The sequence below is a fragment of the Stella humosa genome (genome assembly GCF_006738645.1).
In the GTDB taxonomy this organism is placed as follows: domain Bacteria; phylum Pseudomonadota; class Alphaproteobacteria; order ATCC43930; family Allostellaceae; genus Allostella; species Allostella humosa.
On record NZ_AP019700.1, the window covers coordinates 5690995 to 5714239 of the forward strand.

Below are 23245 nucleotides of genomic sequence, written 5' to 3' on the forward strand. Positions count from 1 at the left end.
TCGGAAAGATGCCGCGCGCATCTGTATCGGTCGCGGCAGCGGTCCAGGCGACCTCAGATCGTCCCGGCTGCCTCCAGCGCGGCGAGCCGGTCGCGGCCTACACCCAGGCGGTCGCCCAGGATCTCGGCGTTGTTCTCGGCCACCTGGGCATCGCGGAAATCGCGCAGCGACGACTGGTCGTAGCCGCGGGGCGAATAGCCCGGCACGACCACCGGCCCGACCACCGCGTCCTCGGTCGGCACGACGTCGCCGCGGGCGAGGAAATAAGGGTCGGTCGCCAGCGTCGCGCCGTCATGCACCAGGGCGGCCTCGATGCCGAGCGGGGCCAGCGCTGCCAATGCGGCCTCGGGCGATTGCCCGGCGAACCAGGGCGCGAGCGCCGTCGCCAGCCCGGTCCGGTCGCTGTCGGCGGCAGCGCCAGCCAGCGCCGCCAACTTCTCCGCCCCGCCCGGCCGCACCAGCAGCATCAGCCAGCGGCCGTCGGCGCAGGCAAAGCTCGGCAGCCAGTCGCCGTCGGCCTCGGCCGCACCCCAGCCATAGGGGTCGTTCGATCCCTGGCGGGCCGGGCTCCGCTGCTGCAGGTGATGGAGGGCGAGCTGGCAGTCTGCCATGCGCAGCAGCGGCTCGTAGAGGGCAAGGTCGATGTGCGTGCCGGAGCCGCCGCCGCAGTCGCGGGCGTGGAGTGCGGCCGCCACCGCGAAGAAGCCCATCAGGCCGGCCGATGTGTCGGCCAGGCTGAAGCCGACATGCTGGGGCGTCTCGGCCGGCTCGCCGGTCAGGGTCACCATGCCGCTCAGCGCCTCGGCGATCTTGCCGAATCCCGGCCGGCCCGAATCCGGCCCGGTCTGGCCGAAGCCCGACACGCTCAGCATCACCAGGCGGGGGTTGATCTTCGACAGGTGCTGCCAGCCGATGCCCAGCCGGTCCATGACGCCCGGCCGGTAGTTCTCGACCACGACGTCGGCATCGGTCACCAACTGCTCGAACAGGGCCTTGCCCTGCGGATCCTTCAGGTTGAGCGTCACCACCCGCTTGTTGCGGGCGGCGACCCCCCACCAGACCTGGACGCCGTTCTTGCGCCGGCCCAGCAGGCGCATGGGGTCGCCGCCGTCGCGCCGTTCCACCTTGATGACCTCGGCCCCCATGTCGGCCAGCAGGCTGCCGGCGAAGGGGCCGGCCAGCGCGATGCCGACCTCGACGACGCGCAGGCCGGCAAGCGGCAGCGGGCGCGGGGCGAGCGGGGTTCCGTCCATGGTCTGCCTCCTCGGGCGTCGGTCAGTCGGCCAGCACGCCGCGGCGGCGCGCCTCGCGCAGGATCTCCTCGGCGATCGGCAGCATGGCGTAGTCGACCATCTGCCCGCGATAGGTGACGGCGCCGGAGCCGGCGGCCTCGGCCGCGCGCATCGCCTCCACCAAGCCCTTGAAGTAGTCGACCTCGGCCTTTTCGGGCGTGAAGACCTCGTTGGCGATGGCGACGTGGCTGGGATGGATCAGCACCGCGCCGGTGAAGCCCAGCGACTTGGCCCGCACGCACAGCCTGCGCACGAGGTCATGGTCGTCGAGCGCGGTGCCGATGATGCTCGACATGGGGAAGAGGGCACCGCCCGCCCGGCTGTCCAATACCATCTTGGAGGCGAGGTAGAGCTGCTCCGTCCCTTCCACGGTCGGCCGGAAGCCGGCGGCGCGCGCGACGTCGCCGATCACCGGACCGCCGACGATGCCAATGACGCCCTTCACCCGCGGGCTGGCGGCGGCCAGGTCGCGCGCGGCCCACAGGCCCTCTGCCGTCTCGGGCAGGGCCATGATCGCGACCGACCGCTGCGACAGGCCGGCCTTGCCCTCGGCATAGGCCAGCGCCACGTCGAGCTGGCGCACCTCGTCCGGCGTGCGGCCCTTGGGCAGCATGACGCCGCTGAAGCCCTCGGTGGCGACGGCGACCGCATCCTCCAGCCCACCCTGGTCGAGCGAGTTGATGCGCACGAAGGCGGGGATGCCCATCGCGTGCAGCAGGCCGATCGCCTCCCGGGCGATGGCGCGGGCCGGGATCTTGTCGGCCGGGGGCACTGCGTCCTCCAGGTCGAGCACCACCGAATCCGGCGAGAAGCGCTGGACCCGGCGGGTCCAGTCGAGCTTGTGGGCCGGGATGAACAGCATCGATCGCAGGGGCCACATGGCCGTCTCCTTGGTTTCTATTCGTTCCGGCCGTCGCCGCCGTCGCGCAGCATTTCCCACCACAGCAGCACCGTGAGCAGGAGTGCCGCCACGGCGACGAGCACGATGAAGGACAGCGGGTCGACCAGGTGCAGGCGGGTGCGGGCGCCGAAGAACCACAGGCCCGCCGTCACCAGCAGCACGCCCACCCAGACGATCGCGTTGATCCGTGCCTTGGACATCGGTCTGCCTCCTACGACGCCGGGACGGGTCGGTCGCGCCGCAGGGTCGCCGGCAGGATCGCCACGGCGGCAATCGCCAGGCCGAACAGGCGTGCCCGCCAGTCGGGCCAGGCCAGGCACAGGGTGGCGACCGCCAGCATGATCCGCACCGGCATGGTGAGGTTGCGGCCGAGCCAGCCCTCGACGCTGGCGGCCAGCAGGACGACGGCGATCAGGGTGGATACCGACACCATGGCGATCGCCGGCCAGGAGCCGCCCATCAGCAGGGCCGGGTCGTAGACGAAGATGAAGGGCACGACGAAGCCGGAGAGGGCCAGGATGAAGGCCTCGTAGCCCGTGCGGTTCAGGTCGGCGCCGGCGATGCTGGCCGCGGCATAGGCGGCCAGGGCCACCGGCGGCGTGACGTTGGCGAGGATGCCGAAATAGAAGGCGAACATGTGGCTGGGCAGTTCGGGCGCCCCCATCCGCACCAGGGCCGGCACGATCAGCACGGCCACCGTCAGGTAGACGGCCGGCGTCGGCAGGCCCATCCCCAGCACCAGCGCGATGATCGCGGTCAGGATCAGCGCCACCAGCAGCCGCCCGTCCGAGGCATAGACGACGAAGTCGGCCAGCAGGTTGCCCGCACCCGACACCCACAGCGTGCCCATCAGGATGCCGGCGGTGGCGACGGCGGCACCGACGGCCACGTTGTTCGACATGGCGTCGACCACGGCGTCGAGATAGCGGCCCATCGGGATGCGGGTGGAACGCGCCAGCAGCGAGGCCGCGAACAGCGATCCCAGCCCGATCAGGGCCGCCATCTGCGCCGAGAAGCCGAAGAAGAAGGGCGCGATCAGGGCGGCGATGGCGATCAGCAGGTGGCCGCCCTCGCGCATCGCCTTGGCGACGGTGGGCAGGGTCTCGGTGGTGGCGGCCAGCCCCATGCGCCGCGAACGGAACTCCACCTGGGTATGGATCGAGACGAAGTAGATGACGGCCGGGATCACCGCGGCCACCACGATCGTCCAGTAGCTGACGCCCAGGAATGCCGCCATCAGGAAGGCGGCGGACCCCATCACCGGCGGCATGATCTGGGCGCCGGACGAGGCCACCGCCTCGATCGCGCCGGCCGTCGCCGGCTTGAAGCCGCTGCGGATCATCAGGGGGATGGTGACGTTGCCCATGCCGACCACGTTGCCGACCACGCTGCCCGAGGTCGTGCCCTGCAGCGCGCTCGAAAGGACCGAGACATGGGCGGGGCCGCCGGCGCGCCGGCCCATCAGCGCCAGCGACAGGTTCTCGAAGAAAGCGATGCCGTTGGTGCGCACCAGGATCGCGCCGAAGATCAGGAACAGCATCAGGTAGGTGGCCGCCACGCCGGTGGTGGAGCCGAAGATGCCCTGGTCCTGCATGAACAGGATCTCGACGAAGGTCTGCCAACGCACGTTGGGGGCGGCGAACATGCCGGGGAAATTCTCCCCAAAGAGCGCCTGGATCGAGAACAGCGCCACGATGATCAGCATGGCCCAGCCGATGAACCGGCGCGTCACCTCCAGCGTGACGACGATGTAGACGATGCCGAAGAAGAGGTCGGCCGGGTCGGGGAAGCCGATGCGCCGGGCGAAATCCTCGTAGTCGAGGAAGACGTGCAGCATGCCGGCAATCAGCAGGGCGACGCCGACGAGGTCGGGCAGCAGGCCGAGCGCGCCGCGCTTGTGCCAGGGCAGCCCGCCGGCTGACCGCACCAGCAGCCCCAGCGAGCAGATGCCGCAGACGAAGGCGATGCGCTGCAGGTAGGCGGTGATGGTGCCGGCGGCGGCCGTATAGATCAGCAGCACGCCGAGGAACAGGCTGATGAAGATGATCGCGGCCGCCACGGCGCGGTGATGGAATGCGCCGTGGCGGATGACGTCCCGCAGTGGCCGCGCCGCATCCTGCTCCAGCAGGGCGAGGGCAGCGTCGGACGGCGGCGGGGCCTGGGTCATGGTGGGTCTTTTGCGCCAGCGATCAGGACGGGGTGTCGCCGCCGTTGGCGATCACGCGGATCGGGATCTTCGCCTCGTCCAGGCACTTCTTAGCGCCGGGATGGAGCGGGATGAAGACCGTCTGCGCCGCGCGGTCGACCAGCTTTTCGGCCCCCTTCCAGGTCGGCACCACGTCGCCCCACACCTTGGCGTTCTCGGGCCAGTAGAGCTGGCGGCAGATGCGGTAGACGACGTCGTCCGGCAGGTCCTTGTGGACGACGTAGCCCAGCGAAAGCTGGACGCCGGTCACATCGTTCTTCTGCCAGTCATAGGTATTGGCCGGCAGCTCGTTGCGCACGAAGGTCGGATAGTTGTCGAGCAGCGCCTTCAGCACCGGCGGGTCCATCGAGACGATGCGCGCGGCGTTGGTGGCGGCGAACTGCGTCAGGATCGGCGAGGGATGGTCGGCCGTCAGGAACACGGCGTCGAGCTGGCCGTCGGCCAGCATGTCCATCTGCTGGTTCCAGTCGCCGGTGGCCACGACCCCGCCGTTCCGCTTGATCTGGTCGTAGGAGAGGTTGATCCCCTTCAGCCCGACATTGACCATGGTCGAGGTAAGGCTGTCGGGCGTGCCGACGCCGATGCGCTTGTTGGCGAGGTCGGCCCAGGAATTCAGGCCGGACTTGGCCGTGGTGATGAAGGTCGGGCTGGCTGACGGCCGGGTCATGAAGCCGATATAGGCGCCGACATAGCGCAGGGTCTGCATCTTCGGCCGGTTGGCGAAGGTTCGGCTGCTGTTCCAGGCGTCGACCACGCTTTCGCCGACGCCATGGCCGATCTGGGCCTCGCCGCTGTGGATGCGTGGCGGCACCGCCGTCGCCGTGCCCGGCAGGCGGCGGACGTTGATCGGCGCGCCCGGATAGGCGCGCTTGATCGCCTCTTCCATCACGGTGAAGGCGAGGTCGCTGGTGGACCCGGCCGAGCCGCGGCCGATGATCACCAGCGACTTCGGCGCCTCGTCGGCGGCGGCCGGCAGAATTGAGGCCGGCCATGCGCCGGCTGCGATCGCCGTCGCCAGCAGCAGGCGGCGGCCGACTGCGAACCTGTTCCCGTTCATGGTTCTCCCTCCCCGTGGCGTGTTCTTCTTCGATATCCTAGCTAGAGCCAGACGGCGCCGGAGCGGCGGAAGCCCGCGATCTCCTCGGCCGTGAATCCGGCGGCACCAAGGACGGCGTCGCTGTCGGCGCCGATCGCCGGCCCGGCATGGCGGATGGTGGCGCCCATGCCCGCGATCTTGGGCAGGATGGCCGGCTGCGGCAGCGCCTCGCCGGTGCCGTCGTCGACCCAGGCGACATCGGCGCGCGCGGCCAGGTGCGGGTCGGCCAGCACGTCGCCGGCATCGTAGAGGGGGCCGACGACGACGTCGTTCTCGCGCACCAAGCGCATGGCGTCGGCCGAATCGTGGCGGGCCATCCATTCGGCAATGACGGCGTCCAGCGCATCCATGTTGCGCTGGCGGTCGGCGGTGGTGCGGAAGCGCGGGTCGTCGCGCAGGGCCGGGCCGCCGATCATCACCAGCAGCCGGTCGGCGACCGACGGCGTCGCGGCCGAGACCGTCAGCAGCCGACCGTCCTGCGTGCGGAAGACGTTGCCGATGTTGGAGTTCATCGGGAAGCGGTTGCCGTTGCGCGGCTCGGCCTGGCCGGTGATCGAGGCGACGGCGAGCTGCCACTCGTTCATCCGCAGCAGCGCCTCATGCATGCCAAACGCAAGCGGGGCGGCTGTCCGCTTGCCGATGCCGGCGGCGCGCAGCTCGCACAGCGCGCCCGCAGCGGCCAGCAGGCCGGCGGTATAGTCGGCCAGCGGGAACTCCGCCTGCATCGCCGGCCCGTCCGGCTGCCCCGTCAGCGCGACCGCGCCGGTCGCGGCGGCCGCGAGCTGCGGCGCGGTGCTCCACGGCCACAGATCCGGCCGGTCGCGGCCGGGTGCGTGCAGCGACAGGTCGAGCGGCGGCTTGGTCCCGGCGGTGGCGGCCGCCTGCCAGGAGGCGGCACTGCCGTCGTCGCGCACCAGCACCTGGGCCTGCTCCAGCAGGCGGGCGGCGATCTCCGCACCCCCCGGGGCATCCGGGTCGAGGGCCAGGGACTGCTTGTTGCGGGCGACGATCGGCCACCAGACACGGCGCACCACGGCGCTGCCGAGATGACGGATCGGTGATCCGCCGGGCGGCTCGCAGACGATCACCCGCCCGCCGAAATCGGCGAACAGGCTGGCGGCGAACGCGCCGGCGGGCGTGCCCGCGGCTTCGATGACCGTGATCGTCGAAAGATCCGACGCCCGGCTGGTCCCGGTATCCGGCATGCCCCTGCCTTCGCTGGTGTGCGCTTCCGATGCGGGTCGTTGATCGCCCGCTTTGTCCCGAGGGGATTGAAGCAAAGCGCGATTGATCACACCATTCGAAAAGTCTGACGGATTGGGAAGCCTACATGATCAATTACACCCTGGCCCAGGTCATGACCTTCCTGGCGGTGGCCGAAACCAAGAGCTTCCGCCTGGCGGCCGAGCGCCTGCGGGTGTCGCCGCCCGCCGTCAGCCAGCGCATCCGCGAGCTGGAGGACCGGCTGGGCGTGCGCCTCTTCCACCGCACCACCCGCTCCGTCGTGCCGACGGCCGAGGGCGAGCGGCTGGGGGCGGCCGCCCTCCAGGCGCTGGACCAGCTCCACGACGTGGCGCTGGCCTTGCGCGACGAGGCGGCACTGCGCCACGGCCGGTTCGTGGTGGCGACCCTGCCGTCGATGGCCGCGACCATCCTGCCGCTCGCCATGGCGGATTTCCGGGCTGGCCACCCCGGCGTCTCCATCGGCATGATCGACGCGCATGAGGGCCGGGCCCTGGATGCGGTCGCCCATGGCGAGGCGGCCTTCGGCCTGCTCGCGCGCGCGCCGCCGGCCCACCAGGACCTGCTGTTCACGCCGCTTTTCCGCGACGATTCGGTGGCGGTCATGGCGGTCGGCCATCCCCTGGCGGGGCGCCGCAAGCTCGACCTGCGCGAACTGGTCGACCAGGCGCTGCTGGTGCCGGCGGTCGGCACCAGCGTGCGCGCCATGGTCGACGGGGCCTTCGCCCGCTGCGGCCTGTCGTTCGTGCCGGCCTACGAGGCGATGAACCTGACGACCCTGCTGGCCCTGGCCGAGACCGGCTTCGGCGTCACCTTCGTGCCGCGCATCTTCGCCATCCGCCTCGACCTGTCGCGGCTGAAGATGGTGCCGCTGGTGGGCCGGCCGATGCATCGCGACATCGGCATCGTCACGCCGCGTGGCCGGTCATTGTCGCCGTCGGCGGCGGCCTTCCGCGACTTCCTCGGCCGGCGCTTCGCCCGCCCCGGCCGCCACCGCGCACCCGTCCCGGCGGACATTCAGGCCATGTAGCCGCCGTCCATCACCAGCGGGCTGCCGATCACGAAGGACGCGGCACTGGAGCAGAGCCACAGCACGCCGTTCGCGATCTCCTCGGCCGCCGCGATGCGCCCGCGCGGCGTCTGCTGCAGGATGGCCGCGGCCTTCACCGGATCGTCGCGGAAATAGCGGGCGACCGGCGGCGTGTCGACCCAGCCGGGGCACACGGCGGTGATGCGCAGGCCGGATGCGGCGTGCTCAAGGGCCGCACTCTTGGTCAGGCCCAGTACCCCGTGCTTGGCGGCCGAATAGGCGGCCCCGCCCGGGAAGGGATAGCCGCGCAGGCCGTCGACCGACGCATTGTTGACGATGACCCCGCCGCCGCCCGCCAGCATCAGCGGGATCTGGTGGTGCATGCACAGGAAGGCCGATGTCAGGTAGCCGTCGATGGTCCGCCGCCAGTCGGCCTCGGCCGTGTCGGCGACCGGCGCCCAGCGGCCGCCGCTGCCGCCATTGTTGAAGGCATAGTCGAGCCGCCCGTGGCGCTCTGCGATGGTGGCGCAGAGCCGCTCGACGTCGCCGCCATCGGCCACGTCGCAGGCGATCCAGGATACCTGGCCGGCCAGGCCGATCTCCTTCAGCGCCGCCTCGGCCCGGTCGGCGTCCCGGCTGGCGAGGATGACCGTGGCGCCCTCGCGCGCGAAGGCCGCGACGGTGGCCAGGCCGATGCCGCTGCTGCCGCCCGTCACCAGCGCGATCTTGCCCCGCATTTCCGGGTAGCGGACCCGGTTGTCGTCGGTGCCTGTCATCCTGTCCCCACCATGATTCCGGCCGCGATCATGCGCCGTCGCACCGCCGGATGAAAAGCAGCCGATGACAGTCGCGGGATGGGACCACTACACTCCAGCCGGGCATAGGAGGGATGATGGTCGCGCGGATCGCGACGGTCGCGTTTCAGGGGATCGAGGTCCGCGCGGTCGACGTACAGGTGCAGATGGCGGCCGGTCTCCCGACCTTCGCCCTGGTCGGGCTGCCGGACAAGGCAGTGGCCGAAAGCCGCGAGCGGGTGCGGGCGGCCCTGTCGGCCATGGGCCTGGCGCTGCCGCCCAAGCGGATCACCATCAACCTGTCGCCGGCCGATCTGCTGAAGGAGGGCAGCCATTTCGACCTGCCGATCGCGCTCGGCCTGCTGGTCGCCATGGGCGTGCTGCCCGAGGAGGGGACGGCCGGCTTCGTCGCGCTGGGCGAGCTGGCGCTCGACGGCGCGCTGGCCCCGGTCGCGGGCGTACTGCCGGCCGCCGTCCACGCCAATGCCTCCGGCCGCGGCATCATCTGCCCCGAGGCGTCGGGCGGGGAGGCGGCCTGGGCGGGCGAGATCGCGGTCGTGGCCGCCCCCACCCTGCTGTCGCTGGTGAACCACATCCGCGGGACGCAGCTCCTGACGCCGCCGCGGGCGCGCCTGGCCGAGGAGGCCGGCGGCCAGCCCGACCTGGCGGCGGTGAAGGGGCAGGAGACGGCCAAGCGCGCCTTGGAGATCGCGGCCGCAGGCGGCCACAACCTCCTGATGATCGGGCCGCCGGGCTCGGGCAAGTCGATGCTGGCCCAGCGCCTGCCCGGCCTGCTGCCGCCGCTGACCCCGGCCGAGGCGCTGGAGGTGTCGCTGATCCACAGCGTCGCAGGATTGCTGGCGGACGGCCGGATCAGCCGGCGGCGCCCGTTCCGCGACCCGCACCATTCGGCCTCGCACGCTGCCCTCATCGGCGGCCCGCGCGCGCGGCCGGGCGAGGTGTCGCTCGCCCATCGCGGCGTGCTGTTCCTGGACGAGCTGCCGGAATTCCAGCGGCCGGCGCTGGAATCCCTCCGCCAGCCGCTCGAATCCGGCCGCGCGGTGGTGGCCCGCGCGGCCGCCCACGTGGCCTATCCGGCCCGCTTCCAACTCGTGGCGGCGATGAACCCCTGCCGCTGCGGGCAACTGGCCGATGCCGGCCTGGCCTGCGCGCGGGCGCCGGCCTGTGGGCGCGACTACCAGGCGCGCCTGTCGGGGCCGCTGCTCGACCGCATCGACCTGACGATCGACGTGCCGGCGGTCAGCGCGGCCGACCTCGCCCTGCCGCCGCCGGCCGAAGGCTCGGCCGAGGTGGCGGCCCGGGTCGGTGCCGCGCGCGACCGGCAGCGCGCCCGCTTCGACCGGCTGGGTGCCGCCACGGTCGCTTGCAATGCCGAGGCCGACGGCGAGTTGCTGGACGCCATCGCCGACCCCGAGCCGGACGGCAAGCGCCTGCTGGCCGACGCGGCCGACCGACTGAAGCTGTCGGCGCGCGCCTGGCACCGCGTGCTGCGCGTCGCCCGCACGCTGGCCGACCTGGAGGCCTGCGAGCGCGTCCGCCGCATCCATGTCGCCGAGGCGCTGTCCTATCGGCGGACCGGCTTCGTCGGCTGAACCGGCGGCCGGTCAACGGCCCCGGATCAGTGCCGGTATTCGGGCTCCTGGCGATCCAGCATGCGCTTGATCGCGATGAAATGCCGCTCGGCCACCTTGGGCAGGTCGCCTGCCATCTGCTGGCGGACGTGGCGGCGGACCTCGTCGGGGATGGTGCGCAGTTCCTCGCCGCCGGACCGGGCCAGCACCTGGAACATGCAGGCGCGCTCCAGGTAGTAGAGGTCGTTGAAGGCATCGGCCACGGTCGGACCGACGGCGATGACGCCGTGGCTTGCCAGCATCAGCACGCTGGCGCTGCCCAGCCCGTCGGCCAGCCGGTCGCCTTCCGACCGGTCGAGCGCCAGCCCGCCATAGATCTCGTCATAGGCGATGCGGCCGTCGAACATCAGGGCGTTCTGCTCGCACATCTGGAGCTGCATGCGCTGGCGCAGGGTGAGTGCGGTCGCGTGCGGCTGGTGGGTGTGCAGGACGGCCACCGCGTGCGGCGCCTTCAGGTGGATGCGGCTGTGGATGAAGAAGGCGCTGTCCTCGACCGGCCCCTCGCCCTCCAGCACGTTGCCCTCGGCATCGCACAGGCACAGCGACGAGGCCGTGATCTCCGACCAGTGCCAGCCATAGGGGTTGATCAGGAACCGGTCGCCGCGCACCCGGCCGTCGGCATCGGGCACGGCGACCGAGAAATGATTGTCCACGCCCTCGTTCATGCCCAGCCGTGCCGCCCAGCGCAGTGCCGCCGCCAGGTCGACCCGCATCCCCTCGATCACTTCGCTCATGCCCCTGCCTCTGCTCCTGCCATGCCGGGTGGTGCGGCCAGATCGCGCGCGACGGCGGTCGCGACCAGATCGACATGGGGATCGAGCCGCGCCCAGGCGGCCAGCGTCGTCTGCCGCACCGCAGCGGGACGGTAGCGGAAACCGAAGGCGATCGCTGCACGCAAGTGCGAGGAACGGGCGCCGCTGGCCAGACTTTCCAGCATTTCCCAGCCCCCGGCCGTGGCGAACCGGGCCAGCACGATAGCGGCCGCCGCCCGCGTCGTGTCCGGCAGCCGGCCGTCGCCGGCGATGCGGGCCAGCAACGGCGCGGTCCGGCCGGCGATGGCCGGCGCCTTCCACAGGGCCGACGCCGCCCACATCCATTGCCACGGGTGCAGGCGGCTGGCCGCGGCATGCAGGGCCGCCTCGAACCGGTCGCGCACCGCCCGGTCGTCGAGGAAGAGGCCGATATAGAGGGCATAGATGCGCGCCGCCCACGGCACGTCGACGAAGCGTGACAGGGCCCGGTCCAGCGCCGAGCGGTCGCCGGCGCGGCCCAGCGCCAGCAATGCCCACTGCTCCACCTTGAAGGCATCGTAGCCATACCGGCCGAGGTCGGCCATCATCTCGCGGGCGGCCAGGTGCTGGGCCTCCGACGACCCGGGCTCGACCCAGAGGTTGGCCGGGCTGGCCCATTGGACCAGCAGGTCGGTTCGCGCGACGATGCGGGTCTTGTCGGGGTTGGGGGACATGCCCATCGCCGCCAGAAGCGCGGTCAGGCGGGCCATCGCGGCATCGGCGGCCGCGATGTCCTCCGTTGGCATGAGGACGCCGTCGATCAGCCGGAACGATGGGCGGCCCAGCTCGGCGCACAGGCGGTCGAGCGGGCGGAGATGGATCGTGACCAGGGTACCGCTGGTCATGAGGTCGTTCAGCAGCCCGGCCGGCCCCAGCGTCTTCTCGAATGCCCGGTCGATCCGCTCGCCCTCGGCCAGCCAGGCGGCGGGCAGGCCCAGTCGGGCCAGCGACGCCAGCAGGTCGGCCCGGCGCAGGCTGGTGCCGGCGCGAGCGACGTCGATCTCCACGAAATGCGACCAGCGCTCGTCCTCGGCCGCCTGCTGGGTTGCCAGGCGAAAGCAATTGGCACTCCAGTCGGTCGAGGCCAGCAGCGCATCCTCGCCCGTCCGTGCCGGCAGGGAGGAGAAGACCCGGTCGCGGTCGAGGTGCGGCTCGGCCGCCTGGGCGGCCGCAGCGGCGAAGAGCTGGAAGAGGGTCCGCTCGACCGGCCCGAGGACGCCGTCCGCTCGCTCGGAGAATGTATTCTTGCCAGGGCGGTGGCGCAGGAACGTGTATGGGCAGGGCGGGCGCAGCGGCCGGCCGGCCAGGATGCCGGCCCGCACCCGGTCGAACGCCTGCTGGTAGACCAGCTTGTTGTGGGGTGCGAAGACGAACTCGCGCGCGGTCTCCCCCATCAGGGTGGCATGGGCGCGCCGCCACGTTGCGCCGTCGAGAGCCTGCGGATTGGCCCAGCCCGTCATGATGCGGGCGCCGGGGCGGGCTGGCGCGCCAGTGCCGTCGCCACCAGGGCGACCTGCGGGTCCCGCGCGGCCCACCGGCCGAGCAGCGGCGTCCGTTCGCCCGCGGGGCGGAACCGCAGTCCATGGGCGATGGCGGCCCGCAGATGGGGCGAGCGGGTGGCGTCGGCTACGGCCTCCAGCGCGGCCCACTCCGCGCGCGTGGCGAAGCGGGCAAGGACGGTTGTCGCGGCGATACGCAGCATCATCGCCGCACCCTTGTGGGCCGCCAGGGTTGCAAGGTGGCTCCGGAGCGGATCGGGCAGGCTCGGTGCGTGCTGGAATGCCGAAATTGCCCAGGCCAACTGCCAGGGGTCGAACTGCCGCGTCCCGGCAACGAAGACGGCCGCCATCCGGTCTGCCACCGCCGGGTCGTCCATGAAGCGGCCGACATAGCCGGCAAAGGCCCGGGCGGCGACCGGTGCCGCGCCGAACTGCCCGAGAACATGATCCAGCGCCGCCGGATCGCCGGCCCGCGCCAGCCGCGCGAGCGCGCCCTCGGCGATCGACCGCAATTGCGGATCGTCGGTGGCGGTCGCGCGCAGCCGGGCCAGGGCCTGCGCCGGTGACAGGCTGGGATGGGCGCGCCGGCGCGCCTGTCGCCGACGCCTGGCGCGGAACGCCGCCATCGTGTCGACGCCGCTCTTGGCGCGGTTGACGGCGAATCCACGGGCGGCCAGTTGGGCTTCCGCCGCCGCGGCCAAGCGATGGCCGGCCTCCAGATCGTCGGCCAGCATGACGATGTCGTCGAGCAGTCGGACCGACGGCACCCCCTGGCGGGCGCACCATTCATCCAGCCAGCGTAGCGTGACCGTGAAGAAACCGGCATTGGCGAGCAGGCCGGAGGGAACGCCGAGGGGGCGCGGGCACCGGGCGAAGCTGGCCCAGAAATCGTCGGCGATCCCCAGCCAGCCTGGCGGCAGGCCGAGCTGCCGCAGGTCCTCCGTCAGGGCGTCGCGGTCAGTCCGCTGGCCGCACTCGGCGATGTCGATCGCGACCACCGCCTGGGCGTTGGTGGTGGCGATGGCATGCTCCAGGGCGGTCGCGGCATCCCTGCTCCATTGCAGCGGCGGTACCACCAGCCCCGGCTCGGGCCCCGTCGCCGGCCGGCTCGAAAAGACCCGGCTGCGGTCGAGCACCGGCTCTGCCGTGGCTACCGCCGTGGTGCACAGCAGCATGTAGAGCGCCTCGTCGGCGGGCAGCATCAGGGCATGGATCTGGTGGCGGCCGCGCTGCCCGGGACCGTTCCCCTTTGGCACGGCACAGGGGACGGGCGGCTGCGGCGGCTGGCGCTCCGCCGACAGCAGCGTGTTCCGCACCGCATCGAAGGCATGGCGATGCACGAAGTCCACATGGGGCGCATAGATCATGCGCTGGCGCCGCTGCGCCAGCAGCTCGGCCTGCAACCGGGCCCAGGTTTCCTCCGGGACGTCGGCCAGCGCCCGCGCCGCAGCCGCAGGCGCGGTCACGACGATGCCGACGATGTTCTGTGGTATCGGGATACCATGCTGTCGATTCGGGTCCGACTCGCCGCGACTCCTGGGACGTTCATTGGACGTTCCGTGATTCGCGCCCGAGTCGCAAAGCCATAAGCGGTCGTGATTCGTTCGAGGTTCGTTCGGGCGATCGGCCGGTTCAACCGACCGCCGCGCGGCGCGGCCGCACCGGTCGTGGCGCCGCTGCCGCACCTTCCGCCTCGGCGTTGCCGAACACGGCCAGCAAGGCCGTGCGGATCGCCTTGATCTTGGCTTCCTTCTCGACCTTCAGGCCGAACACGTCCTTGACGTAAAAGACGTCGACCACTTTCTCGCCATAGGTCGAGATGCGGGCGGTGGCGATCTGCACGCCCTGGCGGGTCAGCGCCCGGGTCAGGTCGGCCAGCAGGCCCGGCCGGTCGCGGCCGTTCACCTCGATCACCGTGTGGTTGGTCGACGCGCTGTTGTCGACCAGCACCCGCGGTGCCAGGGCGAGCGACCGGGTCGCCGGCGCGAAGGGCACCGGGCGGCGCAGCTCGGCCGTGGGCGACAGGCGGCCGTCCAGCGACTGCTCCACCATCACCGCCAGCCGCGCCAGCCGGTCGGGCCGGTCGAAGGTCCCGCCCGTGGCGTCCTGCACGGCGAAGCTGTCGAGCGCCATGCCGTTGGCCAGCGTGTGGATGCGGGCATCGACGATGTTGGCGCCGGCCACGGCCAGCGCGCCCGCGATGCGCGAAAAGAGGCCCGGATGGTCGGCGGTGTAGATGGTGACGTCGGTCACGCCGCGCGCCGGGTCGACCCGGGTGTCGACGGTGAGCGCCCGGCCCTCGCGCTCGGCCGAGCGGATGATCCGCGCATGGCGGGCCTGGGTGTCGACATCGAGCCCCAGCCAGTAGGCGGGGTAGATGACGTCGGAGAAGAGGGCGAAGCTGTCGTCGTCCCAGTCCTTCAGGGCCTGGCGCAGGCGGTCGCGGGCGGCCGCGATGCGGGCCGCCTTGGGCTGGGCGCCGATGCCGCCCGACATGGCCTCGGCGGTGCGATGGTAGAGCTCGCGCAGCAACGTCGCCTTCCAGCTATTCCACACCTTGGGGCCGACCGCGCGGATGTCGGCCACGGTCAGCGCCAGCAGCAGCTTCAGGCGCTCGGGCGACTGCACCTCGGCGATGAAGTCCTGGATGGTCTTGGGGTCGTCGATGTCGCGCTTGAAGGCGGTGTTGGACATCAGCAGGTGGAAGCGCACCAGCCAGGCGACCGTCTCGGTCTCCTCCGGCGCCAGGCCGAAACGTGGTCCCAGTTTGAGCGCGATCTCGGCCCCCAGGATGGAATGGTCGCCGCCCCGGCCCTTGGCGATGTCGTGCAGCAGCAGCGCGACATAGAGCGAGCGGCGGGAGGCGACGGTCGGCATCACCTCGCTGGCGACGGGATGGTCGTCCTTCAACTGGCCGCGCTCGATCCTCGACAGGATACCAAGCGCGAATATGGTGTGCTCGTCGACCGTGTACACATGGTACATGTCGTACTGCATCTGGGCGACGACGCGGCCGAAGTCCGGCACGAACTTGCCGAACAGGCCGACCTCGCTCATCCGCCGCAGGACATGCTCGGGGTCCTTGCGCGACGCCAGGATCTCCAGGAACAGGCGGTTGGCCTCCGGGTCGCGGCGCAGGCGGTTGTCGACCAGCCGCAGGTCGCGGGTGATCTGCTTCAGGGCGGCCGGATGGATGTCGAGGCCGGTGTCCTGGGCCGCATGGAACAGCCGCAGCAGGTTCACCGGGTCATCCTGGAACATGGTCGGCTGGGTCAGAGCCAGGCGCCCGCCCTCGACGGTGAAGCCCTCCACCTTGCGCCGGCGCAGGCCGAGCCGGCTCAGCAGCGGCGGGGCGGATTTCTTGTGCTCGGCCTCCAGCGCCGCGCAGAGGATGCGCGTCAGGTCGCCCACGTCCTTGGCGACCAGGAAATAGTGCTTCATGAAGCGCTCGACGCCGCGCGTGCCGGCATGGTCGGTATAGCCCAGGCGGCGCCCGATCTCGGACTGCATGTCGAAGGTCAGCCGCTCGTCCGGCCGGCCGGCGATGTCGTGCAGGTAGAAGCGCACGGTCCACAGCAGGTCGTGGGCGCGCGCGAAGCCCTGGGCCTCTTCCGGCGACAGCACCGATCGATCGACCAGGGCCGCCACCTCGTCGACGCGATAGGCGTACTTGGCGATCCAGAACAGCGTGTGCAGGTCGCGCAGGCCGCCCTTCCCCTCCTTCAGGTTGGGCTCCAGCAGGTAGCGGCTGTCGCCCAGGCGGCGGTGGCGCTCGTCGCGCTCGGCCAGCTTGGCCTCGATGAACCCGATGGCATCGCGGCTCTGGATCTCCTGCTCGTAGCTGCGCCGCAGGTCGCCATAGAGCGCCTGGTCGCCCCAGATCCAGCGCGCCTCCAGCAGCGCGGTGCGCACCGTGTGGTCGGCCTTGGCCTGGCGCAGGCACTCGGCCACCGAGCGGGTCGAGTGGCCGACCTTCAGCCCCAGGTCCCACAGCAGGTAGAGCAGGTACTCCACCACCTGCTCGGTATGCGGGGTCGACTTCCACGGCAGCAGAAACAGCAGGTCGACGTCCGAGAAGGGCGCCAGCTCGGCCCGGCCATAGCCGCCCACGGCGATGATGCCGATGCGCTCGGACGTGGTCGGGTTGGACACGACATGGACGTGCGACACGGTGGCGTCATGGAGGACGCGGATCACCTGGTCCATCAGGTGGGCCAGGCCGCGCGCCGCCTCGGCGCCGCGCTGGTTGGCGTAGAAGCGGCGCATCACCTCGGCCCGCCCATGGTCGAGGGCGGCCCGGACGATCTTCAGCAGCTCGGCCCGGAAGGCGTCGGGGCCAAGGCGGCGGGCGGCGACGGCGTCGACCTGCCGCAGCAGTTCGCTGCGGTCGACGATGGCACGCGGGCGGGCGATGGAGGTCATGCGCCTCCCAATATAGCGCGTGGCAGCGCGTTTGACGCGGGTATGCCGTTGGAGGAGGGCCCGCCGTTCGAGGCGGGCTCGCCGCCCAGGAACCGCACCATCAGCAGTTCGTCGACATAGCGGTCGGCCAGGCGGAGCGCGTGCTGCTCCAGCCCGTAGGCGGTGAAGCCGCGGCTCTCGTAGAGGCGGCGGGCGCCGGCATTCTCGGCGACGACGCTCAGATGCAGCACCTCGACCCGGGGCTCGGCATGGGCCAGCACGCGGTCGATCAGGCGGGCGGCGATGCCGCGGCGGCGCCAGCCCGCCTGGACGTAGACGCCCCACACCATGCCCTTGTGCCGCCGCTTCTCGCCCGTCTCGGCGAAGAAGCCGGCCATGCCGATGGGCTGGCCGCCGTCGAAGGCGCCGAAGGTGTTCCCGCCGGCCAGCCGCTGGGCCACGACCTCCAGCGGCAGCGCCCGCTCGTCGGCCGGCGAGCTGCCGAACGCCTCGGGGTGGGCGTCCAGCGCCTCCAGCCGGAACGTGCGGAAGATCTCGGCTTCGCCCGGCGCGAAGGCACGGATGCGGACCGGGTCGCCGGGGAGGGGGGCTTTCATGGCAGCAATGCCTTCAGTTGGTAGAGGCGGTCGAGCGCCTCGCGCGGCGACAGGCCGTCGATGTCGAAGCCGGCCAGTGCCGTCTCGACCGGCGAGGCCGCCGGCGGGGCCGGCGGCCGGGCGGGTGCCTCGCGCAGGACGGCGAAGAGCGGCAGGTCCTCGGCCAGGCGGGCGGCCGCGCCCGACGTCTCGCCCTTCTCCAGCGCCGCCAGGACGGTCTCGGCGCGCGCGACGGCGGCGGGCGGCAGGCCGGCCAGGCGGGCGACATGGATGCCGTAGGAGCGGTCGGCCGCACCGGGGGCGACCGCATGCAGGAAGATGACGCTGCCCTGCCATTCCTTCACCCGCATGGTGTGGCAGGCAAGGTCCGGCAGGCGGGCGGCCAGCGCCGTCAGCTCGTGATAGTGGGTGGCAAAGAGCGCGCGGCAGCGGTTGGCATCGTGCAGGTGCTCCACCGTGGCCCAGGCGATCGCCAGGCCGTCATGGGTGGCGGTGCCGCGGCCGATCTCGTCCAGGATGACGAAGGAACGCGCCGTCGCCTGGTTCAGGATGGCGGCGGTCTCCACCATCTCCACCATGAAGGTGGAGCGGCCGCGGGCCAGGTCGTCGGCCGCACCGACGCGGCTGAACAGCCGGTCGACGACGCCGATGCGCGCGCTGGCCGCCGGCACGAAGCAGCCGACCTGGGCCAGGATGGCGATCAGCGCGTTCTGCCGCAGGAAGGTCGACTTGCCGGCCATGTTGGGGCCGGTCAGCAGCCACAGCCGGCCGCCCGGCCCCAGCCCGCAATCATTGGCGACGAAGGCGCCGGCATCGGCGGCCAGCGCGGCCTCGACCACCGGGTGGCGGCCGCCGGTCACCGCGAAGTCCAGGCTGGAATCGATCTCGGGCCGGGTCCAGCCGCCCTCGACCGCGCGCTCGGCCAGGGCGGCCGCGACGTCCAGCCGGGCCAGGGCGGCCGCCGCCGTTCCGATCGGGGCGGCCTCGGCCAGGACGGCGGCGGCCAGGCGGTCGAAGATCTCCAGCTCCAGGGCCAGCGCCCGGTCGGCGGCGCTGGCGATGCGGCTTTCCAGCTCACCCAGCTCCACCGTGGTGAAGCGCATGGCGCTGGCCATCGTCTGGCGGTGGATGAAGCCGTCGGCCGGCCGCAGCTTGTCGGCATGGGTGGCCGTGGTCTCGACGTAGTAGCCCAGCACGTTGTTGTGGCGGATCTTCAGGCTGGCGATGCCGGTCTCGCCGGCATAGCGCGCCTGCAGGCCGGCGATCATCCGCCGGCTGTCGTCGCGCAGCGCGCGGAGCGCGTCCAGGTCGCCGTCATGGCCGGGCGCGACGAAGCCGCCGTCGCGCGCCAGCAGCGGCAGGTCGGCCGCCAGTGCCGCCGCCAGCCGCTCCACCAGCGCCCGGTGATCCCCCAGGTCGGTACGGCAGGCGACCAGCCCCTCGGGCAGCGGCGGGAAGCCCGGTCCGTCCAGGCGCTGAGCCAGCCGATCGGCCGCGACCAGCCCGTCGCGCAGCGCGGCCAGGTCGCGCGGGCCGCCGCGGCCGAGTGCCAGCCGCTGCACGGATCGCTCGATGTCCGGCACCGCCGCCAGCGCTGCCCGCAGGTCGCGCCGCAGGTCGGGGTCGGCGACCAGGGCCGCCACCATGTCCAGCCGGCGGCCGATCGCGGCCGGGTCGGTCGATGGTGCCGCCAGGTCGGCCGCCAGCCGGCGCGCCCCGGCCCCGGTCAGGGTGCGGTCCAGCGTCGCCAGCAGGCTGCCGCGCCGCTCGCCCGACAGGGTCTCGAACAGTTCCAGGTTGCGGCGCGACGCCGGGTCGATCAGCAGGATGGCGCTGGTCTCGACCCGGCGCGGCGGTTGCAGGCGGGGCGCGCGGCCAAGCTGGGTCAGCCGCACATAGTCCAGCACCGCCCCCATGGCCGCCGCCTCGGCCCGGCCGAAGCCGCCGAAGGCATCCAGCGTGTCTACGCCATAGGCCTCGCACACCCGGCGGCGGCCGTTCTCGCTGTCGAAGCGCGCGGTCGGCAGGGGCGTCAGGCGCGGCTTCCAGTCGGCCAGCGCCCCCACCAGGTCGGCCCGGCCCAGCACCCGCTCCGACACCAGCAGCTCCCCCGGTGCCAGGCGGGCAAGCGCGGCGCCGACGGCGGCCGGCTCCAGCGGCTCGGCCGCCAGCTCGCCCGTCGACAGGTCGTGCCAGGCGAGCGCCAGCCCGCCGGTGGCATCGGCCAGGGCCGCCAGGTAGTTGTTGCGCCGGGCATCGAGCAGCGTGTCCTCGGTGATCGTGCCGGGGGTGACGATGCGCACCACCTCGCGCCGCAGCGGCCCCTTGTTGCCGCGCTTCTTCGCCTCGGCCGGGTCCTCGACCTGGTCGCAGATGGCAACCCGGTGCCCCTGGCGGATCAGGCGGGCGAGATAGGCCTCGGACGCATGCTGGGGCACGCCGCACATCGGGATCGGCTGGCCGGCATGGATGCCGCGCCTGGTCAGCGCGATGTCGAGCGCGGCTGCCGCCACCTCGGCGTCGGCGAAGAACAGCTCGTAGAAGTCGCCCATCCGATAGAACAGCAGGCAGTCCGGGTGCTGGCGCTTGATCGCCAGGAACTGGGCGATCACCGGCGATGCCGGGGCGATGTCCTTGGCGAGGTCGGGGGCGAGGTCAGGCGCTTCGATGGCGGCGGCGGTCGTCATGATCGGCTTCCGATAGCACGACTCGCCCGCCGCCGCCGATCCCGCACCGCTAGCGATTGGTAGGACTTGTCGGCATTGCCTCTATGGGTTGATAGGCCATGGGTTGATCGGGGATTCGCGCTTGGCCTAAGTTTGGCCCCTGACGATCGCGTTCGAGTCGCGATCCGCCGCCCGCCCCGCGGGACCGGGCGCGACCGCGAGGAACGCAGGCGACCCACGGGCCGCCGCAACCGGGAGGGCGACCCATGGCGACGATCAATCTCGATGACGGCGACGCGTTCTGGCCCGAGACCGAGGGGCTGAACGATGGGGCGGACTCCGTCACGGGCGGCAATGGCGACGACACCGTGCTGGGCGGCAATGGCGTCGATGTCATTCGCGGCGGCCCCGGCGATGATTCGCTTTGGGGCGAGGCTGGCTCGGATTCCGTCTATGGCGACAACGACGACGATATCCTGCTCGGCGGCGATGACGTCGACTACCTGTTCGGCGGCAACGGCGCGGATTCGCTGTATGGCGGCAATGGTGCCGACTCTCTCGACGGAGACGGCAACAATGACCTGATCTTCGGTGAGGACGGCAACGACACCATCTTGGGCGACCTCGCCAACGACACGTTGGCGGGCGGCAATGGCCTCGACCTGATCTATGGCGACGACGGTTCGGATTCGATCGCGGGCGATGCCGACGCCGACACGATCCATGGCGGCCAGGGCTCCGACGCCCTCGACGGCGGCGCCGGCAACGACATCCTGCTGGGCGACGACGGCAATGACCTCGTCGACGGCGGCAGCGGCGACGACAGCATCGTCGGCGGCCAGGCCAACGACACCGTCCTGGGCGATGCCGGCGACGACACGGTGCTGGGCGGCCAGGGCAACGACAGCCTGCTGGGTGGCGACGATACCGACGACCTGCGCGGCGAGGATGGCGACGACCGCCTGCATGGCGGCAATGGCGGCGACAGCCTGATCGGCGGCAACGGCAACGACCTGATCGACGAGCGCGACTTCGACGGCGGCAACGACTGGATCCAGGGCGGCAACGGCATCGATTCGCTCTATGGCGGCAATGGCGCCGACACGATCTCGGGCGGGCAAGGCAATGATTCGATCCTGGGCGGGGCCGGCCAGGACGCGCTGACCGGCGACGCCGACGCCGACACGATCGAGGGCGAGGGCGGGGCCGACGTCGTCGACGGCGGCTCGGGCAACGACTTCCTGGCGGGCGGCGCCGACGACGACACGCTGACCGGCGGGCAGGGCAACGACACCATCGACGGCGGTGCCGGCGGCGACGAGATCGACGGCGGCGAGGGCTTCGACGTCATCTCCTACGCCACCTCCGCCGCACCGGTGACGATCGACCTAGCCGGCGGCACCGGCAGCGGCGGCGATGCCGAGGACGACGAGTTCGGCGCGGTCGAAGGGGTCATCGGCTCGGCCGGGGCTGATACGATCGGCGGCGATTCCGTCGCCAACCGGCTGGATGGCGGCGGCGGCAAGGATGCCATCGCCGGGCTGGCCGGCGCCGACACGATCTCGGGCGGGGCCGACGCCGACACCATCTCGGGCGGCGACGACGCCGATTCCATCTCGGGCGACGAAGGCGACGACCTGATCGAGGGCGGGGCCGGCGCCGACACGCTGGTGGGCGGCGGCGGCCGCGACGTCGCCAGCTATGCCCTGTCGGCAGCCGGCGTCTCGGTCAACCTGGCGAGCGACGGGGCCCAGGCCGGCGGCGACGCCGAGGGCGACCGCCTGTCCGGCTTCGAGGATCTCTATGGCAGCGATGCCGGCGACGATTCCCTGGTCGGCAATGGCGGCAACAACCTGATCCTCGGGTTCGGCGGCAAGGACACGCTGGTCGGCGGGGCGGGCGCCGACACGCTGGACGGCGGCAAGGGCGTCGACGCCTACAATGGCGGCACCGGCAACGACCTCTACATCCTCGACAGCATCGACGAGGTGACGCGCATCGCCTTCGACGAGGGCGGCACCGACGACATCGTGCGCGCGCTGGCCCTGGCCTTCTCCGACAGCGAGCTGGCGGCGATCTATGCCAAGGGCATCGAGCAGGTGCAGGATTCCAAGGGCACGCACACCGCCCCCGCCTCGCCGCCGCCCGACGATCCGGGCCCGGCGCCGGAGCCCGGCGGCAAGGCCATCACCATCACCACCTTCCAGGAACTGGATGCGGTGAAGGAGGAGGACGGGATCGGGCTCGTAAACAGCTCGGCCTCGGTCGACATGCCGGACTTCATCCCCAACATCACGATGCAGGGCCAGGCCAACCTGAATGCCGACGGCAACGACCTGCCCAACGTGATGATCGGCAATTCCGGCAACAACATCCTGGTGTCCCATGACGGCAACGACAGCCTGATCGGCGGCGGCGGCAACGACTTCCTGCCGGCCGGCAAGGGCAACGACACGATCTGGGGCGACGACATCGCCGGCACGACCAGCGGCGTCGACACCGTCTGGGGCGGCCAGGGCGACGACCTGATCCGCGGCGGCAAGGGCGACGACGGGCTGAACGGCGACCTCGGCGCCGACACGGTCGAGGGCGGCAACGGCAACGACCAGGTGAATGGCGGCGGCGACAACGACCGGCTGTTCGGCGGCGACGGCGCCGACACGCTGCGCGGCGGCCAGGGCCAGGACGTGCTGGATGGCGGCGAGGGCGTCGACCGGCTGGCCGGCGACCGCGGCGCCGACACCATAACCGGCGGCAATGGCGACGACGTCTTCGTCTTCCTGGCCGACAGCGGCGTCGACGTGGTGACCGATTTCGAGGCCGGGTCCGACCGGCTGGAAATCGCGTCGGACGTGAACGGCAGCGGCATCATCGACTTCGACAGCTTCCTGGAGCGGGTCAGCGACATCAACGGCGATGCCGTGATCGACCTCGGCGACGGGGCGTCGGCGACGCTGCTGGGGGTCGCGCGGAAGGACCTGACCGACGACGACCTGATGATCGTCTAGGGTCCGTGGCCCCTGACGGGGCGGGCGGCACGGCCCGCCCCGTCAGGGCT

General features: G+C 71.8%; 16 protein-coding genes. 3 read left to right on the forward strand and 13 right to left on the reverse strand.

All coding sequences use genetic code 11. The features are described from left to right. Positions 1–53: 53 nt before the first annotated feature. Genes STVA_RS26850 through STVA_RS26875 form a run of 6 tightly spaced genes read right to left on the reverse strand, consistent with a single transcriptional unit; the run spans position 54 to position 6700 of the window. Positions 54–1253, reverse strand: a complete 1200-nt coding sequence (locus tag STVA_RS26850; protein ID WP_123690294.1) for a CaiB/BaiF CoA transferase family protein — start codon at positions 1251–1253, stop codon at positions 54–56. Positions 1254–1275: 22 nt separating this feature from the next. Beyond that, positions 1276–2172, reverse strand: a complete 897-nt coding sequence (locus tag STVA_RS26855) for an HpcH/HpaI aldolase/citrate lyase family protein (RefSeq protein WP_123690292.1) — start codon at positions 2170–2172, stop codon at positions 1276–1278. Positions 2173–2189: 17 nt separating this feature from the next. Then, positions 2190–2393 (reverse strand): hypothetical protein, encoded by a 204-nt coding sequence (locus tag STVA_RS26860; RefSeq protein WP_123690290.1) that lies wholly within the window; start codon positions 2391–2393, stop codon positions 2190–2192. 11 nt (positions 2394–2404) lie between these two features. After that, positions 2405–4360 carry a TRAP transporter permease gene (locus STVA_RS26865; RefSeq protein WP_123690288.1) on the reverse strand — a complete coding sequence of 652 codons (1956 nt, stop codon included), beginning with the start codon at positions 4358–4360 and terminating at the stop codon, positions 2405–2407. A 22-nt stretch (positions 4361–4382) separates the two neighbouring features. Next, on the reverse strand, positions 4383–5456 hold the full coding sequence (locus tag STVA_RS26870) for a TAXI family TRAP transporter solute-binding subunit (protein WP_123690286.1): 1074 nt from the start codon (positions 5454–5456) through the stop codon (positions 4383–4385). A gap of 41 nt (positions 5457–5497) precedes the next feature. Then, a complete protein-coding gene (locus STVA_RS26875) occupies positions 5498–6700 on the reverse strand; it encodes a CoA transferase (protein WP_123690284.1) in 1203 nt (400 codons plus the stop codon). Between the two features lie 125 nt (positions 6701–6825). Between STVA_RS26875 and STVA_RS26880 the strand changes: the two genes are divergently transcribed. Continuing rightward, positions 6826–7767 carry a LysR family transcriptional regulator gene (locus STVA_RS26880; protein ID WP_123690282.1) on the forward strand — a complete coding sequence of 314 codons (942 nt, stop codon included), beginning with the start codon at positions 6826–6828 and terminating at the stop codon, positions 7765–7767. Here the strand turns inward: STVA_RS26880 and STVA_RS26885 are convergent. Next, positions 7755–8543 (reverse strand): SDR family oxidoreductase, encoded by a 789-nt coding sequence (locus STVA_RS26885; RefSeq protein ID WP_123690280.1) that lies wholly within the window; start codon positions 8541–8543, stop codon positions 7755–7757. The two genes, STVA_RS26880 and STVA_RS26885, sit on opposite strands and share 13 nt — an antisense overlap. Positions 8544–8659: 116 nt before the next feature. On the opposite strand from STVA_RS26885, the gene STVA_RS26890 reads away from it, so the two are divergent. Further along, on the forward strand, positions 8660–10174 hold the full coding sequence (locus STVA_RS26890; RefSeq protein WP_142235908.1) for a YifB family Mg chelatase-like AAA ATPase: 1515 nt from the start codon (positions 8660–8662) through the stop codon (positions 10172–10174). Positions 10175–10200: 26 nt separating this feature from the next. On the opposite strand, the gene STVA_RS26895 is transcribed toward STVA_RS26890, so the two are convergent. From STVA_RS26895 to mutS, 6 genes are all read right to left on the reverse strand, one after another. Beyond that, positions 10201–10947: an aldolase gene (locus STVA_RS26895; RefSeq protein ID WP_123690278.1), complete on the reverse strand. Its 747-nt coding sequence runs from the start codon at positions 10945–10947 to the stop codon at positions 10201–10203. After that, on the reverse strand, positions 10944–12464 hold the full coding sequence (locus STVA_RS26900) for a hypothetical protein (protein WP_142235897.1): 1521 nt from the start codon (positions 12462–12464) through the stop codon (positions 10944–10946). Before STVA_RS26900 ends, STVA_RS26895 begins: the two co-directional genes overlap by 4 nt. After that, a complete protein-coding gene (locus STVA_RS26905) occupies positions 12461–13969 on the reverse strand; it encodes a hypothetical protein (RefSeq protein ID WP_123690274.1) in 1509 nt (502 codons plus the stop codon). The genes STVA_RS26900 and STVA_RS26905 overlap by 4 nt, the downstream gene beginning before the upstream one ends. Before the next feature lie 166 nt (positions 13970–14135). Further along, positions 14136–16925 carry a [protein-PII] uridylyltransferase gene (locus STVA_RS26910; protein ID WP_123690272.1) on the reverse strand — a complete coding sequence of 930 codons (2790 nt, stop codon included), beginning with the start codon at positions 16923–16925 and terminating at the stop codon, positions 14136–14138. After that, the gene (locus tag STVA_RS26915; RefSeq protein ID WP_123690270.1) at positions 16922–17521 is read right to left on the reverse strand and encodes a GNAT family N-acetyltransferase; all 600 of its coding nucleotides are present in this window, start codon (positions 17519–17521) and stop codon (positions 16922–16924) included. The genes STVA_RS26910 and STVA_RS26915 overlap by 4 nt, the downstream gene beginning before the upstream one ends. Continuing rightward, positions 17518–20208 carry a DNA mismatch repair protein MutS gene (gene mutS, locus STVA_RS26920; protein ID WP_123690268.1) on the reverse strand — a complete coding sequence of 897 codons (2691 nt, stop codon included), beginning with the start codon at positions 20206–20208 and terminating at the stop codon, positions 17518–17520. The genes STVA_RS26915 and mutS overlap by 4 nt, the downstream gene beginning before the upstream one ends. Before the next feature lie 245 nt (positions 20209–20453). On the opposite strand from mutS, the gene STVA_RS26925 reads away from it, so the two are divergent. Further along, positions 20454–23195 (forward strand): calcium-binding protein, encoded by a 2742-nt coding sequence (locus STVA_RS26925; protein WP_123690266.1) that lies wholly within the window; start codon positions 20454–20456, stop codon positions 23193–23195. The last annotated feature ends 50 nt before the right edge of the window (positions 23196–23245 follow it).

Coding starts and splice junctions, on each gene's coding strand:
- STVA_RS26850 (WP_123690294.1), bottom strand. CDS start 1,253: ATGGACGGAACCCCGCTCGCCCCGCGCCCGCTGCCGCTTGCCGGCCTG.
- STVA_RS26855 (WP_123690292.1), bottom strand. CDS start 2,172: ATGTGGCCCCTGCGATCGATGCTGTTCATCCCGGCCCACAAGCTCGAC.
- STVA_RS26860 (WP_123690290.1), bottom strand. CDS start 2,393: ATGTCCAAGGCACGGATCAACGCGATCGTCTGGGTGGGCGTGCTGCTG.
- STVA_RS26865 (WP_123690288.1), bottom strand. CDS start 4,360: ATGACCCAGGCCCCGCCGCCGTCCGACGCTGCCCTCGCCCTGCTGGAG.
- STVA_RS26870 (WP_123690286.1), bottom strand. CDS start 5,456: ATGAACGGGAACAGGTTCGCAGTCGGCCGCCGCCTGCTGCTGGCGACG.
- STVA_RS26875 (WP_123690284.1), bottom strand. CDS start 6,700: ATGCCGGATACCGGGACCAGCCGGGCGTCGGATCTTTCGACGATCACG.
- STVA_RS26880 (WP_123690282.1), top strand. CDS start 6,826: ATGATCAATTACACCCTGGCCCAGGTCATGACCTTCCTGGCGGTGGCC.
- STVA_RS26885 (WP_123690280.1), bottom strand. CDS start 8,543: ATGACAGGCACCGACGACAACCGGGTCCGCTACCCGGAAATGCGGGGC.
- STVA_RS26890 (WP_142235908.1), top strand. CDS start 8,660: ATGGTCGCGCGGATCGCGACGGTCGCGTTTCAGGGGATCGAGGTCCGC.
- STVA_RS26895 (WP_123690278.1), bottom strand. CDS start 10,947: ATGAGCGAAGTGATCGAGGGGATGCGGGTCGACCTGGCGGCGGCACTG.
- STVA_RS26900 (WP_142235897.1), bottom strand. CDS start 12,464: ATGACGGGCTGGGCCAATCCGCAGGCTCTCGACGGCGCAACGTGGCGG.
- STVA_RS26910 (WP_123690272.1), bottom strand. CDS start 16,925: ATGACCTCCATCGCCCGCCCGCGTGCCATCGTCGACCGCAGCGAACTG.
- STVA_RS26915 (WP_123690270.1), bottom strand. CDS start 17,521: ATGAAAGCCCCCCTCCCCGGCGACCCGGTCCGCATCCGTGCCTTCGCG.
- mutS (WP_123690268.1), bottom strand. CDS start 20,208: ATGACGACCGCCGCCGCCATCGAAGCGCCTGACCTCGCCCCCGACCTC.
- STVA_RS26925 (WP_123690266.1), top strand. CDS start 20,454: ATGGCGACGATCAATCTCGATGACGGCGACGCGTTCTGGCCCGAGACC.